Raw genomic sequence first — 16,822 nt, 5'->3', positions numbered from 1 at the left:
CGCGCATGGGAATCGCGCCCGGGATCATGCCGTCAACCTATGAACGGCCCCTTGCCGGGTCAAGGACGCTCGCACTGAGATGAAGGGATGCCAGCGCCGCGTCCAGCGCGGGGGCTGAAATCTCCATATATTCAAGGGCCTCGGTCCAGAGCAGGACGGCCCTGATCGGCTTTTGGGGATAAAGCCGCGCCAGCACCGCCCGGTACAGCGCAAGCTGCCGGACATAGGCGGCAGGCGCCTCAGCGGCGCTTTTGGGCGCCGCCTGGTTGGTCTTGAAATCGACGATCAGAACCTCATCCGGACGAACGACCAGCCGGTCAATCTGCCCCGACACCAGCGCTGGCGCCCGCCCCGGCCGGTCCAATCGGCCGACGATCGAGACCTCGGCACGGCTGCCGGCGGCAAACACCGGGGCAAAGCGCGGTTCGGCGATCAGGGCGAGAACCTTGTCGGCCAGCGCGGCCCGGTCGGCCTCCGTCCAGCCGGGCGCGTTGCGCGCCATGAAGCCAAGCGCGGCCTCGCGCCGGCGCTCGGGGGCGATGTCGGGGAGGGATTGCAGCAGCCGGTGCACCAGCGTGCCGCGCTGCAGCGCCACCGCGCGCGACTGCACCGATTCGCCCGACCGCACGCTACGGCCGTCCTCGGCCGACTGGCCGGAGGGGCGCACGGGATCGTCATCGACGCTCTCGCGCGGTAACGGCGTCCGCAGCCAGTCCGGCAATGCGATCGATTGGTCCACCGCCATCGCAGGCGTGCCGAGCGCCGCGACATCCGCCGGCCGGGCGAATCGGGTCACCTTGCCGAGCGGCGTCTCGATCGTCTGCTTGTCCAGGCCCGAGCCGGTGAGCCCGGTGTCGATGAGGTCGTACCAGCTCAGCTTGCGCACCGTCTTCATGTTGCCGGGCATGCAGCCGCCGACGATCAGCCGATCGGCCGCGCGCGTCATCGCGACATAGAGCAGGCGGCGATACTCGTCCTCGGTCTCCTCGATCATCGCCTTGCGTGCGTCGGCGACGGGCTTGGGATCATCGGCCTTGCGCCCGGCCCAGACCACGACCTCGCCGCCATTGCCGCGCGGCACGTGGATCAGCCGGACCCGCTGCGAATCCGCGGGCGATGATGTCGTGTCGACCATGAACACAACGGAGGCTTCCAGGCCCTTGGCGCCGTGCACCGTCATCACCCGCACCTCGTCGCGCGAGATCTCCATGTCGCGCTTCACCTCGGTGTCGGCCGAGCGCAGCCAGGCCATGAAACCCTGCAGGGAGGCCGGTGCCTTGCGCTCGTAGTTCAGCGCCAGCTCCAGAAACTCGTCGATCGCGTCGTTAGCCTCATGGCCGAGCCGGCGCAGGATCCGCGCGCGTCCGCCGTCGCCGCCGAGCAGCCAGGCGTAGAAGGTGAACGGAGTCTCGTCGCGCGACCGCGCTTCGCAGGCTTCAAGCCGCCGCAGCGCCGTGGCGAACGTCTCGCTTGTGGCAGCATGTTCGGCAAGCGCGCGGCGCAGCGAGCCCTTGCGGCCCCAGGCGAGCTGGAACAGGTCGTCGTCATCGAGCCCGAACAGAGGGCTCTTCAGCGCAACCGCGAGCGCGAGATCGTCCTGCGGCAGCAGCAGCGCGTCCGCAAGATTCATCAGGTCGATGATCGCGATGTGCTCGGTCAGCTTCAGCCGGTCGGCGCCGGCGACCGGAACATTGGCGTGCTTCAGCGCCTGGATCACGGCGTCGAACGCATTGCCGCGCCGGCGCACCAGGATCAGCATGTCGCCGTAACGCAAGGGCCGGCGCTCGCCTTCGTGTCCCGTCAGCGTGCCGCTCTCGACCAGTTGCTTGATCTCGGTCTGGATACGGCGGGCGAGCTTCACCTCGGGGCTGGTGGCGGCGACGCCATCGAACGGCGCGCGCCAGCCCTCGATCTCCTGCCTGTCATCGGGCTCGGCGAGATCCCACAGCTCGATCACGCTCGGGCCCGCATCGGCGAGCGCATTGTGCAGGGGATGGCCGATCTCGGCCGAATGGATGCTCTTGTAGATCTGGGGCTCGCGGAAGACGTGGTCGACCGAGTGCAGGATCGCCGCGCCCGAACGGAACGAATAGGTGAAGGCGACCGGATCGAACTTCAGCCCGGCGGCGGTGAACTTGCTGCGCAGCTCGCGCCGGCGCGCGTCGAATTCTCGGGGTTGGGCGCCCTGAAAGGAGAAGATCGACTGCTTCTCGTCGCCGACGGCAAAGACGGTGCGGTTCAACCCTTCGCGCGCGCCTTCGCCGGCGGTGAACTCCGAAATGATATGCGCGACGATGTCCCACTGCCGCGGGCTCGTATCCTGGGCCTCGTCGATCAGCACGTGGTCGACGCCGCGATCGAGCTTGTAATGTACCCAGCCTGAAGAGACGCGGTTCAGCATCGCCAGCGTCTTGTCGATGAGGTCGTCGTAGTCGAGCAGCCCGCGCTCCTGCTTCTCACGGCGGTAGTTTGCGGCGGCCGCGGTCGCGATGTGCAGCAGGGCCGCGGTGCGGTCGCGCATGGTCACCGCGCGGCGCTTCTCGATCAATCCGCCGAGGCGCTGCACCTCGTTCTCGAACAGGCGGGCGACGGATGGGTTGTGATCGCCAAACTTCTTCGTCAGCACCGCCTTGCGCGGCAGTTTTTCGTCGGTGAGGAAGACGCCGAGATAGGCGTCGACCTGCGCGGCACCGGAAAACACCTTGGCCTCGCGGAGCCGGCTGGCCTGGTCGTTGTCGGACTTGCTCCCGTCCTCCAGCGCGAAGGCGATGTCGTCCCAGCGCGACCGCGGCAGGAAGGGACCGTCGAGAATTTCCGTCTCGACGTCCTCGATCCGATCGCCCGCCTCCACGCCCAGCACCGCCGCCATCTGCTCAGCAGCTGCCCCGGCGTTGCCGGCCTCGTCGGTCCAGGCCATGAAATGATCGCGGCTGAGACAGGCCTCCCGCACGACCTCCTTGAAAGTGACGTCGGCCGCGCTTGCCATCGCGGTGAGCAGCGCGCGGCCAGTGACGGTCTCCGGATCGCGCGCGGCTTCCAGCAGCACCTTCAGATTGGCGCGCTCCATCATGTCGGTCTGGTCACGCTCGTCGATCACGGCAAAGCGTGCGGGAACATTGGCCTCGAACGGAAATTGCTGGAGCAGGCGGGTGCACAACGCGTGGATGGTCTGCACCTTCAATCCGCCCGGCGTCTCCAGCGCGCAGGCGAACAGCTTTCGTGCTTCGCGGCGTAGTTTTCGATCGGGATGTGGGATGCCGACCGCCTTGATCGCCGCGTCGAGCGCGTTGTCGTCCAGCGTCACCCAATGACCGAGCGTCGTGAACACGCGCTCCGCCATGTTGGCGGCGGCGGCCTTGGTGAAGGTGATGCAGAGGATCTTTTCCGGCGGCACGCCCGACAGCAGCAGGCGGATCACCCGCTGCACCAGCACATGCGTCTTGCCCGAGCCGGCATTGGCCGACACGAACGCCGACGCAGTCGGATCGGACGCGCGCGCCTGCCGCGCACGCACCTCGTCGGGAATGGGACGCGGCAGCTTCACCATTCCTCGATCCCCAAACCGCCGGCCGCGGACCATTCCTTGATGCGGGCGAGGTCGTCATAGGTGCCGTAGCGGTTGGTCCACATCGGCAGGTTCAGCGAGGTGTACGCCTGGTTCTCGTCCTCGAAGGCACGGATCAGCGCCTCCAGCTTGGCCCGGGCTTCGGCGGCGGCCGTGTCCGGCGGCTGTGGCTCGTCGCCTTGCCTATACTTGAGCTCGAGGATGCGCTCCTCGCCGGGTGGATTGTTGCCGCTCAGGCGCACATAGACGAGCTGGCTGACGGACGAACCCGCGTCGATGTCAGGGAATCCGCCCTCGCGCAGGATCGCGGCTTCCAGCGTCAGCTGCGGCGACAGGCCCATGCGGACCTGCTTGCCGGTCGGCGGCTGCCCGGTCTTGTAGTCGAGGATGGCATAGCTGCCGCCCTGGCGCCGCTCGATGCGGTCGGCGCGGGCGGAAAGCTGGAAGCTGCGGTCGTTGTCGAGCCGGATCGAGATCTCGCCACGCGTTTCTGCCGTGATGACCTCGATCACGTCGCGACGCGCCGTCTCCCATTCGCCAAACCAGCGCGCGATGCGCTGGAAACGCGGCCACCACAGCGCGCGCGCTTCGGGGCGCTCCATCAGCGGCGCAAAATACTTTTCGCCGATCGCGCGCAGCACGCGCGCGGGATCGTCGGGCAGGCGCGTGGCGTAGCTTTCCGTGAACTCGCCGAGCGCATCGTGGATCGCCGAGCCGCGGTCGGCGGCCGACAGCGGCATGTCGACGGGGTCGAGCGCATCGAGCCGCAAAATGTGCTTTGCGTAGATCGTGTAGGGATCGCGCAGCCAGTCCTCGATCGCGGTGACCGACATCTTCAGCGGCCGCGTTGCGCGTGGCGGCCGCGGCTCGGGCTGCTTGACCGGCTTGACCTCGTCGGGCTGGTCCAGCGCGCCCGCAAACTGCACGTATTTTTCGCCCGCGCGGATGGCCGTCTTCCAGAGCTCGTCGCCCGCGACCGCCTCTAATCGATGCAGGAAGCGCGAGGCGACCGCCGGTGCGCCACCGGCTTTCGCGGAATGGGTCAGGATCACCTCGTCGCCGCCGAGCAGTTGCGCGAAATCGTGTGCGGAGAGGCCGATGCGGCGCTCCGGCAAATCGAGGCCAAGTTCGTGCCGCATCGGCCGGCTGAGCCAGGGATCGATGCGCGGCGCCGGTGGCCAGACGCCCTCGATCAGGCCGCCGATGATGACCCGGTCGGCCTGCATCAGGCGCGATTCCAGCGGGCCGTAGATCTGCAGCCGCGCGCCGGGTCTGTCCCGCCGCCGCACGGCCCGGTCGCTGAACGCGGTCTGGAAGACGTCGGCATAGTCAGGCAGCGTCACCATCAACCCGCTGGTGGTGCCGCCGCGCAGGAGGTCGTCGAAAGCGGCTGCGAGCGCCAGGCCCTCGCGCTCCTCGAAAGCGAGCGGGATGCCCTGCTCGTCGCGCGACAGTTCGATCATGATCTCGCGATGCCGGTGCGCGAGCTCGGCGAAGTCGTACGGTCTCGATGACGCGAGACTCTCGATCGGCGCCAACGCTTGTCGCAGGGCATCGATCAGCGCCTGGATGCGATCGAGGTCCTCTGCCTTCAGACGCGCACGTGGCTCCGCGTGGTGGAGCGCAGAGACCTCCTTGCGCCACAGCTTTGCCAGCTCCTCACGGAAACGATTGAATTCGCGCAGCAGGCCCGCGGTGCCCGCAGGCGGCCGCGTTCCGCGCAGGACTGCAAGCTCGAGGCCCTCGATCGCCGCCTTCCATGCGCCAGGCAGCCGGCGAAGCCGGCACAACGGATGCTTCAGCATCGCCAGCAGTGTCGGCGGCTCCAATCCCTTGGTCGCCGCTTCCGATGCCAGACGCGCAAAAACGCCGGCGGATGTTTCCATCAGCACGTCGCCGCCGGAATCGTCGAAGGCGAGATCCCATCGCGTGAGCGCGGCCATCACCCGCCGCGCCAGCGCGCGGTCGGGCGTCACCAGTGCCGCCGATTTGTCGAGATGGCGCGCCTCGCGCATCGCGATGGCGATCGCAAGCGCCTCCATTTCGGGATTGGGCGCCTCGACCACCGCGAGGTTTGACATGCCGCCGGCGATCTTCGCTGCGACATCCGGTTGCTTCAGCCGGTCGTGCCAGACTTCCGTCTTGGCAGATGGCCGCATCGATTCGGAGGCGAGCAGATCGCGGCCGCCGTCCGCTGCCGGTTGAAGCAGCTCGACATCGCCGCGCTTGATGCCAAAGCGCTCCAGCAGTGCATGCATCGCATATTGCGGATGGTTCGACGCCGGATGCTCGGCGAACTTGCCGAGCGAATCGCGCACGCCGCCGATGCTGCGCCAGGCGTCGTCGTCGAGATCGGTGTCGAGGCCGGGCAGCACCACGGCACCATGCGGCAGCGATGCGACCGCATGCAGGAATTTTGCGGTGGCCGGCATCGAGCCGGTGGAGCCGGCGGCGATCACGGGGCCATGGGGATGCGCGGTCAACCGCCTGGCTTCCGCCGCGATCAGGAGATCGCGCCGCGCCGCGGGCTCGATCCGGTTGATCTCGGCGAGATGGCCGGGCCACGCGATGCGCGCGATCCGCAAAAATTCGAGCGAGTGCTGCCAGTAGCGGTCGAGCATGTCGGGCACCAGGCCGTCGAGCGCGCTCCAGTCGACGCCGCGCGTCACCATGTCGTCGATCAGGCGTGCGAGGTCGCCGGCCAGCGCGAGTGTCGAGGCGGGGCCGCCGACCACCAGCGGGGACAGCACCGGGCCCTTGGCCCAGGCGGCCACGAGCTGCGCCAGCGTCAGCCGCCGTTCGAGCTCGCCAAGCCGTGGCGGAATGTCGAGCGGCGCTCCGCCGGAGAACTGCTCACCCTCGTCGGCGAAAGCGAGTTCGTCCTCGTCGATGTCGCCGAGCGCGACGATGCGCGGCAGCACCACCGCATCGGCGGCCATCTCGTCGAGAAAGATCTCGCGAACGACGCGCATGGCGCGCCTTGTCGGCAGGTACAGCGTGGCATCCGCAAGCCGCGCCGGTTCCTTGCGCGCCTCGAATCCGTCGACCAGCCGGCCGTCGAGCAGGCTCGAGACGACCGTGCGCAGGAACGGAACTGAGATGGGAACGCTGAAAACGCGCATGGGCTGCCTGATTCGGGAATCAGGCGCCAATATAGGGAGGCGGATTCAAATGGATATGGGTGGGGGGGAGATAGTCCCCGCTGTTCGCTGGACTAGGATCAGGTGCCGTAGGGTGGGCAAAGGCGCACTCGCGCCGTGCCCACCCATGTATCCCCGATCTCTAAGCAGAGAGATGGTGGGCACGCTTCGCTTTGCCCACCCTACGGTACCCACGTCCGGGACGCGAGAGCTGGCCCTACGCCACGCTCTCCAGAAACGCCTCTTCCGCCGCATGCACGGCATCGGGCGTGCCGACATGCATCCAGACGCCGTCGAGGCGAAGGCCGAACAGCCGCTCCTGCTCGTTGGCGCGGTCGAACATCTTGGTCAGTGAGAACTCGCCCTGCGGTGCGTTGGCGAAGATCGATGGCGACAGGATCGCCGCGCCGGCATAGACGAACGGAACGACCTCTTTTTCCTTGCGCTTGCGCAGGGCGCCGTCGGGCAGCATGCCGTAATCGCCGCGGCCGCTATAGCCGATGCTGGTCGCGGTCGGCGCCATCAAGAGCAGAATGTCCATGCGCTCAGGGTCGAAGTTTTCCGCAAGCCGCGCCAGGTTCGAGCGCACGCCGTCGATCCACAGCGTGTCGGAATTGACATGGAAGAACGGCGCGTCGCCGAGCAGCGGCAGCGCCTTGACCACGCCACCGCCGGTGCCGAGCACCTGGTCGCGCTCGTCCGAGATGGTCACGCGCGGATGCTGGCGGGATGCGGTGTGGTTGATGATCTGGTCCGGCAGATAGTGCACATTGACGATCGCCTCGGTCACGCCGGCGTCGCCGAGCTTGTCGAGCACATGGTCCAGCAGCGGCTGGCCGGCCACCGGCACGAGCGGCTTCGGCATCTTCTCCGTCAACGGACGCATGCGCAGCCCGAACCCCGCAGCGAGCACCATGGCTTTGGTCGGTTTGACGGACATCGTTCGCTTTCTCAGACTCGTCTTTCCCGGAATCCTGGACTTGAGAACTTTTGAAGTTCGCGTACGCAGCAATCCTAACACGGACCGCAATTGGCCGCACCGCGTCTTAACCGCCTTAACCACCTGCCGTGACGGTTGTACGACGGGTGTGGCCGTCACGCCCCAACGGATGTGGAACGCGCCTTCTTCTTCTTGTAGCCGAGCTTGAGAAAATTGACGCCGATCTGGTCGCCGTTGACCCACGCCAGCTCACAGCGACGGTACGCAAGTCCGGTGGACGACAGCAGGAGAAAAAATTCCTTCAGATGCAGGCCCTCGACCGAGCCGTCGATGGTCAGCTTGGCACCGCTCTCGGAGACGTCCTCCATGGTGCACTCGCGCCGCCAGGTGCCGTCRATCCCCATCATCTGGGCCGGTATCCCGCGCTCGAAAACAACCCGGCTGTTGCCACGATGGTCCGTCTTGACCGCCATCTGCCCTTGCTCCAGCCCCGTCCTTGTCCGGCTGCCTGCGGGCGATGATACCGATGCGATGGCTAACAGGCGGTAAATCGGGCCGCGAATCAGGCTTGGGGCTGCTCTTGAGGCTGTTCTTCAGACGGCTCTTGGGACGCCCCCTGGGGCGGCGGGACGTTGGCGAGATACCAGTCGCGCAGGTGAGCCAGCGCGGGATGTGCCAGCGAGCGCTGGAGGTAGGTCCAGATCCGCGGCTGGTGGCGCAGATAATGCGGCTTACCGTCGCGGCGGTTGAGGCGGGCGAAGGTGCCGAGCAGGCGCGTGTTCCGCTGCGCCGACATGATGGCGTAGAGCTCGGCGAAGCCGGCCGGATCGAAGCTCGCATCGGCCGTGCGCCGCGCCTTGATGTAGCGCGACAGCAGTGTCAGCTCGAGGGTCTCAGGGACGTCGATACGCGCGTCCTGCAGCAGCGACACTACGTCATAGGAGCGCGGCCCGAGCACGGTGTCCTGGAAGTCGATCACGCCGACGCGCGCCATGCCAGTACGATCGGCGAGCCAGATCAGATTGGGCGAGTGGTAGTCGCGGATGATCCAGGTTTTTGGCGCGGCCAGCGGCTTCTTCAGCAGCTCGCGCCACATCGCGAAGAATTCCGCGCGCTTCTCGTCGCTCAGCGGCGCGTTGCGATCGGGCAGATACCATTCCGGCATCAACCCGATCTCGATCAGCAGCGCCTCGGTGTCGAAGGCAGGAATGGTGTAGGTCTGATCCGCCAGCCGCAGCGTCTCCGGCAATGTCTTGCTGTGCAGCACGGCCAGCACGTCGGTCGCAGCTTCGTAACGTTCGGCGATCGGGCGCGGCGGATCGCCTTCGATCACGCCGTCGCTGCCGAAATCCTCGGAGATCAGGAAGCCGTGGTCGAGATCGTAGTGGTGGATCGCGGGCGCTGAGACTCCCGCCACGCGCAGGCCTTCGTCGACGGCAACGAACGGCTTGATGTTCTCGGCAAGATGCACCGCCGCGCTGTAGGATTTTCCGTTGTACATCGCAGCGCCGTCGGGCCGCTGCGGAAAGTTCATGAGGATGACGATCTCGTCGTCGCGCAGCAGTCGCGCATAGGAGCGGGTCGAGGCATCACCGGCCATGTGCTTGCGCCTTGCATCCATGTAGCCGGATTCCTCGAGGAATTCCCGCAGCGCCTTCAGCCGCGCGACTTGTGCGGCGGCCTTGCCGTAACCGGTGAAGTCGGCGGCGCGCGCATTCGAGCCCAGCGCCGGCCGGTGCGTCAGAGCGATGTCGATGCGGTCTTGCGGCATCGCCGACGGTGCGCGTTCCGGCCATTCGATCAGGACGAGCGTGGCATCGGGAAGCGGCGACAGGCCGATCTCCTCGAGCTCGCTTTCGTCCTCGACGCGGTAGAGATCGGCATGCATCACCGGAAACGGCGGCAGCTCGTAACCCTGCACCAGCGTGAAGGTCGGGCTCGGGACTTCCAGCGCCTCGTCGCCGGCGAGATAGCGGATCATGGCGCGCGCAGCCGCAGTCTTGCCGGCACCGAGATCGCCGGTGAGGGTGATGACGTCGCCGGGGCCGACCAGCAGCGCGAGGTCGGCCATCAATTGCGCAGTGGCCGTCTCGTTGACAAGCGCGACGGAGAATGTGGTCGGTTCAGTCATTCGGCGGCGTCGCGATGCGCCGCCTGGTCGGTCGGGAAGTCGCAGATCACGACCGTGCCCCTGCCCACGATCGAATCCACCCGCACCTTGCCGCCATGCAGCTCGACGAAGGAGCGCACCAGCGACAGGCCGAGCCCGGCGCCGCGGTGACGCGACCCCTGCGAGCGGCTTTCGAACCAGTTGAACACCTTGTCCTTCATGTCGGCAGGTATTCCAGGCCCGGAATCTGTCACAGTGAAGACCACGCTGCGTTCGGTGCGGCGTGCGCTGATGCCGACGGTGGAATCCTGTGGAGAAAACCCGACGGCGTTGGCGAGGAGGTTATAGAGCACCTGCACCACGCGCTTCTCGTCGCCGACGAAGCTGCCGATATCGGGCGCGATCTCGACCTTGAGGCGGATGCGGTCGGTGGCGAGGCGGTCCTGGATACCCTCGGCGGCGAGCTCGATGGCCTTGCTGACGTCGACCGGGCCGAGTTCCAGCTTCATGGCGCCGGCGTCGATCGTGGCGAGATCCAGGATGTTGTTGGTCAGCGCCAGCAGGGCGTTGGTGGATTTGGTGACGTAGTCGAGATATTCGGCCTGTTTCGGCGTCAGCGGCCCGGTCGAGGGATCGCTGAGGAAATGCGCGAAGCCGATGATGGTGGTGAGCGGCGAGCGCAGCTCGTAGGAGACGTGGTGGACGAAATCCACCTTCATCTGGTCGGCGGCCTCAAGTGCCTCGTTGCGCTCGCGCAGCGCACGCTCGACATTCTCGGTGTCGGTGATGTCCTGGAACGTCAGCATGGTCGCGCCGTCATGCAGCGGACGGATCATGCCGTCGAGCACGCTGCCGTCCTTGCGTTCGARCTTCAGCGGCACGTCGGCGCGGCTCTCGATCGAGGTGACGGCCTCGCGGATCTGCCGCCAGACTTGCGGGTCGTCGAACAGCTGATGGCACCAGCCTTCGACCGTCTGGATGTGCGGCTCGTCGCGCATGGCGTCGCTCGACAGCTTCCACATCCGGACGAAGGCCGGGTTGAACAGCTGCGCCCTGCCGTTGCTGCCGAACACGGCGACGCCCTCGGCGAGGCTGTCCAGCGTCTCGCGCTGGACGCGGATCATGCCGTCGAAGCGGCGGGCGAGCTCGAGGCTTTCGGTGACGTCGTCGAACAGATAGGTGACGCCGCCTTCCGGATTCGGCGTGGTGACGACGGAGAGCGCGCGGCCGTCGGGCAGGTACCAGGTGTCCTTGGCGGCCTCGACCGCGCGATAGGCCTCGTGCAGCTTGGCCTTCCAGGCGCGGAAGTCCGGCTGCTCCGGCAGCTTGCGCGCTGCGCGGAGCTGGTCGAGCACGCTGGAATCGTCGGGATTGGCGTCGAGGAAGATGCGGTCGAGGTCCCACAGCCGGCGGTAGGAATCGTTGTAGAAGGCGAGCCGTCGCTGGCCGTCGAACACGGCAACGCCCGAGGAGAGCTGGTCCAGCGTGCGCCGATGCGCCTCCGCCATCCGCACGAGCGCCGAGCTCAGCGCATCCGCCTCGCTGGCATCGATGGCGACGCCGACATTGCCGCTGCCGACATTGACCGCGCGGACGTCGTAGATGCGCCGCTCGCCGCCGATCACGATCGGCAGCCGCGAGGTGAAACTGGCCGCGTCCTTCAGGCCCCGCTCCATCGCGGTCCGGTCGGCACTGTCGAGCAGCTCGAGCTTGCGCTGCTGGGCGTCGATGACGCTGCTTGCCTCGGTCGCGCGCACATAGGCCGGATTGGCGTAGCTCAGCGCGCCGTTCTCGGCCTTGGCCCAGATAGGCCAGGGCGCGGCGGCGGCAAAGCCGCGCAGCATCTCGGTCTCGTCGGCGAGGGCCTTGTAACGCAGATTGGTCTCGGCCAGATCGCGCCGGAGACCGGAGAGTTCGCGAATCCTGACAATGGCCTGGCCGCCGATGGCGCGGCCGATGGCCTCCAGCGTGTGGCCGTGCGCGGTGGTCAGCGTCAGCTGGAACCCGTCGCCGCGGTCACGTAGCGCATCGACCGCGTGATCCATTTGGAGCGCAGGTTCCGGCGGCAGCCACGTTCCGAACGCGAGGACGCGCTGGGGGGAGGAATCGCGCGGCAGCACCATGGAGATGTCGCCGGAAATCTGCGCGCGATTGTCGCCGGCCGGCCACGAGATCAGGATCTGCGGCTCGGCGAACAGCAGCGCGCCGAAGCGATCGGACTGGAGTTGCAGCTCCCCGATCCGCGCGCGCAGCCGCGCCTCGTTGTTCGCCGTGCGCACGCGCGTGCGCATCAACAGGATCGCGGCCACGACCGAGAAGCCGAGCAGCGCGAGCGCGGTGGCCAGCACCGCGAGTTCCTGCCGGTTGAAGTCCAGCATTATGGAAAGTGTGTCGACGAGGTCGGCAGCCTCAGCCGGCGCAGCCGGCAGCAGCGCCGCGAGAGCGCCTCCCAACAAGCCGTTGCGCGCCAACGATGTGCACGACAGCAGCGTCCGACGCATCGACACGATCACGCCTGACATAGTTGCCCCAGATCGCACGAATTTGCGCGCGGCGACCCCCGTCGCGCGCGAATCAAACGACAATACCCCCACCGTGACTCCAGCGGTAAGAGTCCAGATCGTGAACGCAAAGGCGGTCCCACAAAAATGCCGGGCGCGCGGTTCCAATCCTCGTAGTTCTTCGGGTGATTCGGCTGGAGCTGCCGTGTGTTAGCGGCCGGTCGAGCCGAAGCCGCCGGCGCCGCGATCGGTCGCGGACAATGTCGCCACGGGAACCAGCGCGGCTTGCACCGCCGGCGCGATCACCATCTGCGCGATGCGCTCGCCGCGCTTGACCACGAAGGGCGCCGCGCCGTGGTTGATCAGGATCACCTTGATCTCGCCGCGATAGTCCGCATCGATCGTGCCGGGCGAGTTCAGCACGGTGACGCCGTGCTTGGCGGCAAGGCCCGAGCGCGGCCGCACCTGCGCCTCGTGGCCGGGCGGCAGCGCGATCGCGAGGCCCGTCGGCACCAGCGCATATTGGCCGGCAGCGAGCGTCAGCGGCTCGCTGTCGGGAACTGCGGCCATCAGGTCGAGGCCGGCGGCTTCGGAGGTCTGATAGGCCGGCAGCGGAAGGCCTTCGGCGTGGGCCAGTTGCTGCAGTTCGACCGTGACTTTCGTGCTCAAGATGCCGGCTCCCGGGATTTGTCGGTCACGCTCTTTGCAACATGCGCGACCAGCTCGATGGCGACCTGTTCCTTGGTCATCACCGGCCAGGAATCAACTGCGATCTCGCCGTCCTCCTCACCATTCTTGCGACTGATCAGATGCACGGTGTTGCGGTCGCCGCCCATCACGCCGGTCGCCGGCGAGACGTCGTTGGCGACGATCCAGTCGCAGCCCTTGCGGGCCAGCTTGGACTTGGCGTTGTCGATGAGGTGCTCGGTCTCGGCGGCAAAGCCGATCACCAGCGGCGGGCGCCGGTCGGTCAGCTTCGAGATCGTGGCGAGGATGTCGGGATTCTCGACCAGCTGAAGCGGTGGCATGCCGGCCGAGGTCTTCTTCAGCTTCTGCTCGCCCTCACTGGCGACCCGCCAGTCGGCGACCGCGGCCGCGAAGATCGCGATGTCGGCGGGAAGCGCCGCCTGCACCTGCTCCAGCATCTGCCGGGCTGATTCGATGCGCTTCACCGTCACGCCCGGGGGATCGCCGAGATCGACCGGGCCGCTGACCAAAATCACCTCGGCGCCGGCAGCCTGCGCGGCGGCGGCGATGGCAAAGCCCTGCTTGCCGGAGGAGCGGTTGGCGATGTAGCGCACCGGGTCGATCGGCTCGTGGGTGGGACCTGCGGTGATCAGCACGCGCTTGCCGGCGAGCGGGCGCGGCACCGGCGGCCGTAGCAGGCGCTCGGCGGCGGTGGCGATCTCGATCGCCTCGGACATGCGGCCGATTCCGGCTTCGCCTGCCTCCGCCATCTCGCCGGAATTCGGGCCGATCAGGACCACGCCGTCACGCTGAAGCTGCGTCACGTTGCGGCGGGTCGCCGCATTGTTCCACATCAGTGGGTTCATCGCCGGCGCCAGCAGGACCTTGCGGTTGGTCGCAAGCAGGATGGCGCTGGCGAGATCATCGGCATGGCCATTGGCCATCTTCGCCAGGAGATCGGCGGTCGCGGGCGCGACGACGATCAGGTCGCAGTCGCGCGCCAGGCGGATGTGCCCGGCGTCGAACTCGCTCTGGGGGTCGAACAGGTCAGTGTAGACGCGCTCATGCGACAGCGCGCTCACGGCCAGCGGCGTGACGAAATGCTGCGCCGCCTTGGTCAGGACGCAACGGACCTCGATCCGGCGTTCCTTGAGCCGGCGGATCAGGTCGAGCGACTTATAGGCCGCGATCCCGCCCCCGATGATCAGGGTGACGCTGGCCTCGGGGAGGGCGCCGGTCCGTTGCGGCGTGGGGGCGGTGGACTGGGCCGGCGGCAGCGCAAACGGCGTCAGCGGCTCCTCGCGGCCCTCGATCAGCTCCCCGAGGATGACCCGGACCTCTTCCTCGACCGACCTGCGGTTCCTGGCCGAGCGCAGGCGCAAATAGGTTTTGACGCCCTCGTCGAGCTTGCGGATGGTCAGGCTTGCCATGACGCCCCTCCAGCACGGAATGATAGCGATGCTATCGTTTCCGTGATTGCAGTGCAATCACAGATTCCGGACGGCGATCAGGATTCCGATGAAGGTGGCGGCGATGATCCAGAGCGCCACGGTGCGCCAGCGGTTCTTGCGGCCTTCGCTGCGCCCCATCGCGGCGATGCTCTCCGGCGACAGCCGGATGCCTTCCCGCGTCATGGTCTCGAGCTGCTCGAGCACCGCGACCGAGCGCTGCGCGATGTCGGGCAGGCGCATCAGCACGCGGGCGAGGTCGCTGCCGCCGGAGAGCGCGCCCTGCACCCGGCCGAGCGGGCCGAGATTGCGCTCGATCCATTCGCGCACCACGGGGTCGGCGACCTTCCAGATGTCGAGCTTGGGATCGAAGGCGCGCGCCACGCCCTCGACGACCACCATGGTCTTCTGCAGCAGGATCAGCTCGGGCCGCGTCGTCATGTCGAACAGACCGGTGACCTCGAGCAGCAGCGTCAGCAGCCGCGCCATCGAGATCTCTTCCGCCGTGCGGTTGTGAATGGGTTCACCGATGGCGCGGATCGCTTGCGCAAAGTTCTCGACCGAGTGGTGCGCCGGCACATAGCCCGCCTCGAAATGCACCTCAGCGACGCGGCGATAATCGCGGGTGATGAAGCCGAGCAGGATCTCGGCGAGGAAGCGCCGCTCCTTCATCCCGAGCCGGCCCATGATGCCGAAATCCACCGCGACCAGACGGCCGGCGTCATCGAGGAACAGGTTGCCGGGATGCATGTCGGCGTGGAAGAAGCCGTCGCGCAGCGCGTGGCGCAGAAAACTCTGGATCACCTTGCGGCCGAGATCGGGCAGGTCGACCTGCGCCTCTGCCAGGCGCTTGTGATCGTTCAGCGCGATGCCGTCGATCCACTCCATTGTCAGCACGTTGTGCGTGGTGCGGTCCCAGTCGACGGTCGGCACGCGAAAATCAGGATCGTCGCCTGTGTTCTCCGCCATCTCCGACATTGCAGCCGCTTCCAGCCGCAGGTCCATCTCCATCGCGACCGAGCGCGACATGGTGTTGATGACTTCGATCAGGCGCAGACGCCGCGCCTCGCTCGAATAGGTCTCGGCCTTGTGCGCGACGTAGAAGAAATCGGAGAGATCGCGGCGGAATCGCGAGGCCACGTTCGGCCGCAGCACCTTCACCGCGACAGGCCTGCGGACACCGTCGCGCGACACCTCGCCGCGATGCACCTGCGCGATCGAGGCGGCGGCGACCGGCGGGCCGAGGCTCGCGAACACGTCCTTGAGCGGACGCTCCAGCGAGCTCGCGATCGCGGCTTCCGCTTCGGCTTGCGAAAACGGCGGCAAGCGATCCTGGAGGCTTTCCAGATCACGCGCCATGACGACGCCGACGACGTCGGGACGCGTGGCCAGAAACTGCCCGAGCTTGAGATAGGCTGGGCCCATCCGGGTCAGCGCGCGCGTCAGCCGTGGTCCGTGCTTTGGACCGCGCCGTTCGACGAGGCRCGCAAGCTTCAGCGCGAGTTGCCCTGGCGGCGGCACTAGGGTCGGATCGACGGAACCGAACACGCCCTCGCGCGCAAACACGAACGCGGCGCGGATCAGGCGCGAAATGTGGGTAATGGAAGAAATCACAAACGCCAGCCCGAATGCAGTGCGACGATGCCGCCGGACAATGTCTGCCAGCCGACGCGGGCGAAGCCGGCGTCGCGGATCATGTCGGCGAAGGCGTTGGGTTTCGGAAACTTGCGGATCGATTCGACGAGATACTGGTAGGACTCGGCGTCGCCCGTGACCATGCGGCCGAGCGGCGGGATCACCTTGAACGAGAACAGGTCATAGATCCGGTCGAGCCCAGGCATCTCGACGGTGGAGAATTCCAGGCACAGGAAGCGGCTGCCGGGCTTCAGCACGCGATAGGCCTCGCGCAGCGCCAGGTCGATCCGCGGCACATTGCGAATGCCGAAAGCGATCGTATATGCGTCAAAGCTGCGGTCCGCGAAGGCGAGCGCTTCGGCATTGCCCTCGACGAAATCGACCTGGGTGTCGAGATGCCGCTTCGCGGCACGCTCGCGGCCCACGGCCAGCATCTCGGCGTTGATGTCGCACACCGTGGCATGGAAGCCGGGACCTGCCGCCTTGGYAGCGCGGAACGAGATGTCGCCGGTGCCGCCGGCAACGTCGAGCAGCGCGAACGGCCGGTCACCCCGCGGCGGGTTGAGCGCGGTGATCATGATGTCCTTCCAGACCCGGTGCAGGCCACCGGACATCAGGTCGTTCATCAAGTCATAGCGCGACGCCACGCTGTGAAACACATCGTTCACCAGCGTCTGCTTGTCCCCCAGGGGAACGTCCCTGAAGCCAAAATGCGTGGTTTCGCCCGGCCGATCCATTACTCTACTCCACTGGGCGGACCATAGCGCGGCCGCCGCAATGGCGCTATCACACCGCC

The 16,822-nt window shown here is 67.1% G+C and carries 10 protein-coding genes; all 10 read right to left on the bottom strand.

Annotated features, from left to right (window positions below; all coding sequences use genetic code 11):
• Positions 1 to 37: 37 nt before the first annotated feature.
• Positions 38 to 3,547: a double-strand break repair helicase AddA gene (addA, locus tag AB4Z51_RS10060; RefSeq protein WP_167767944.1), complete on the bottom strand. Its 3,510-nt coding sequence runs from the start codon at positions 3,545 to 3,547 to the stop codon at positions 38 to 40.
• Positions 3,541 to 6,687: a double-strand break repair protein AddB gene (gene addB, locus AB4Z51_RS10055; protein ID WP_135214047.1), complete on the bottom strand. Its 3,147-nt coding sequence runs from the start codon at positions 6,685 to 6,687 to the stop codon at positions 3,541 to 3,543. The genes addA and addB overlap by 7 nt, the downstream gene beginning before the upstream one ends.
• 235 nt (positions 6,688 to 6,922) lie before the next feature.
• The gene (locus AB4Z51_RS10050) at positions 6,923 to 7,645 is read right to left on the bottom strand and encodes a nucleotidyltransferase family protein (RefSeq protein ID WP_071908906.1); all 723 of its coding nucleotides are present in this window, start codon (positions 7,643 to 7,645) and stop codon (positions 6,923 to 6,925) included.
• A gap of 155 nt (positions 7,646 to 7,800) precedes the next feature.
• The gene (locus AB4Z51_RS10045) at positions 7,801 to 8,118 is read right to left on the bottom strand and encodes a PilZ domain-containing protein (RefSeq protein ID WP_441497361.1); all 318 of its coding nucleotides are present in this window, start codon (positions 8,116 to 8,118) and stop codon (positions 7,801 to 7,803) included.
• 89 nt (positions 8,119 to 8,207) lie between these two features.
• Complete coding sequence (tsaE, locus tag AB4Z51_RS10040) at positions 8,208 to 9,776, bottom strand: tRNA (adenosine(37)-N6)-threonylcarbamoyltransferase complex ATPase subunit type 1 TsaE (RefSeq protein WP_441497360.1); 1,569 nt, start codon at positions 9,774 to 9,776, stop codon at positions 8,208 to 8,210.
• On the bottom strand, positions 9,773 to 12,277 hold the full coding sequence (locus AB4Z51_RS10035) for an ATP-binding protein (RefSeq protein ID WP_441497359.1): 2,505 nt from the start codon (positions 12,275 to 12,277) through the stop codon (positions 9,773 to 9,775). Before AB4Z51_RS10035 ends, tsaE begins: the two co-directional genes overlap by 4 nt.
• Positions 12,278 to 12,466: 189 nt before the next feature.
• Positions 12,467 to 12,925, bottom strand: coding sequence for a dUTP diphosphatase (gene dut / locus AB4Z51_RS10030; RefSeq protein ID WP_135214051.1), 459 nt, complete (start codon positions 12,923 to 12,925; stop codon positions 12,467 to 12,469).
• Positions 12,922 to 14,373 (bottom strand): bifunctional phosphopantothenoylcysteine decarboxylase/phosphopantothenate--cysteine ligase CoaBC, encoded by a 1,452-nt coding sequence (coaBC, locus tag AB4Z51_RS10025; protein ID WP_135214052.1) that lies wholly within the window; start codon positions 14,371 to 14,373, stop codon positions 12,922 to 12,924. The genes dut and coaBC overlap by 4 nt, the downstream gene beginning before the upstream one ends.
• A 57-nt stretch (positions 14,374 to 14,430) precedes the next feature.
• Entirely contained in the window at positions 14,431 to 16,005 is a 1,575-nt protein-coding gene (ubiB, locus tag AB4Z51_RS10020; RefSeq protein ID WP_441497358.1) for a 2-polyprenylphenol 6-hydroxylase, read from the bottom strand.
• Positions 16,002 to 16,763 (bottom strand): bifunctional demethylmenaquinone methyltransferase/2-methoxy-6-polyprenyl-1,4-benzoquinol methylase UbiE, encoded by a 762-nt coding sequence (ubiE, locus tag AB4Z51_RS10015; protein ID WP_441497357.1) that lies wholly within the window; start codon positions 16,761 to 16,763, stop codon positions 16,002 to 16,004. Before ubiE ends, ubiB begins: the two co-directional genes overlap by 4 nt.
• Positions 16,764 to 16,822 lie beyond the last annotated feature (59 nt).

Origin of the sequence: Bradyrhizobium sp. 2TAF36 (assembly GCF_052114925.1) — a bacterium.
GTDB classification, from domain to species: Bacteria; Pseudomonadota; Alphaproteobacteria; order Rhizobiales; family Xanthobacteraceae; genus Bradyrhizobium; species Bradyrhizobium barranii.
The sequence above is the reverse complement of the archived record's forward strand: the minus strand, read 5'-3'. Positions and strand labels throughout refer to the sequence as shown.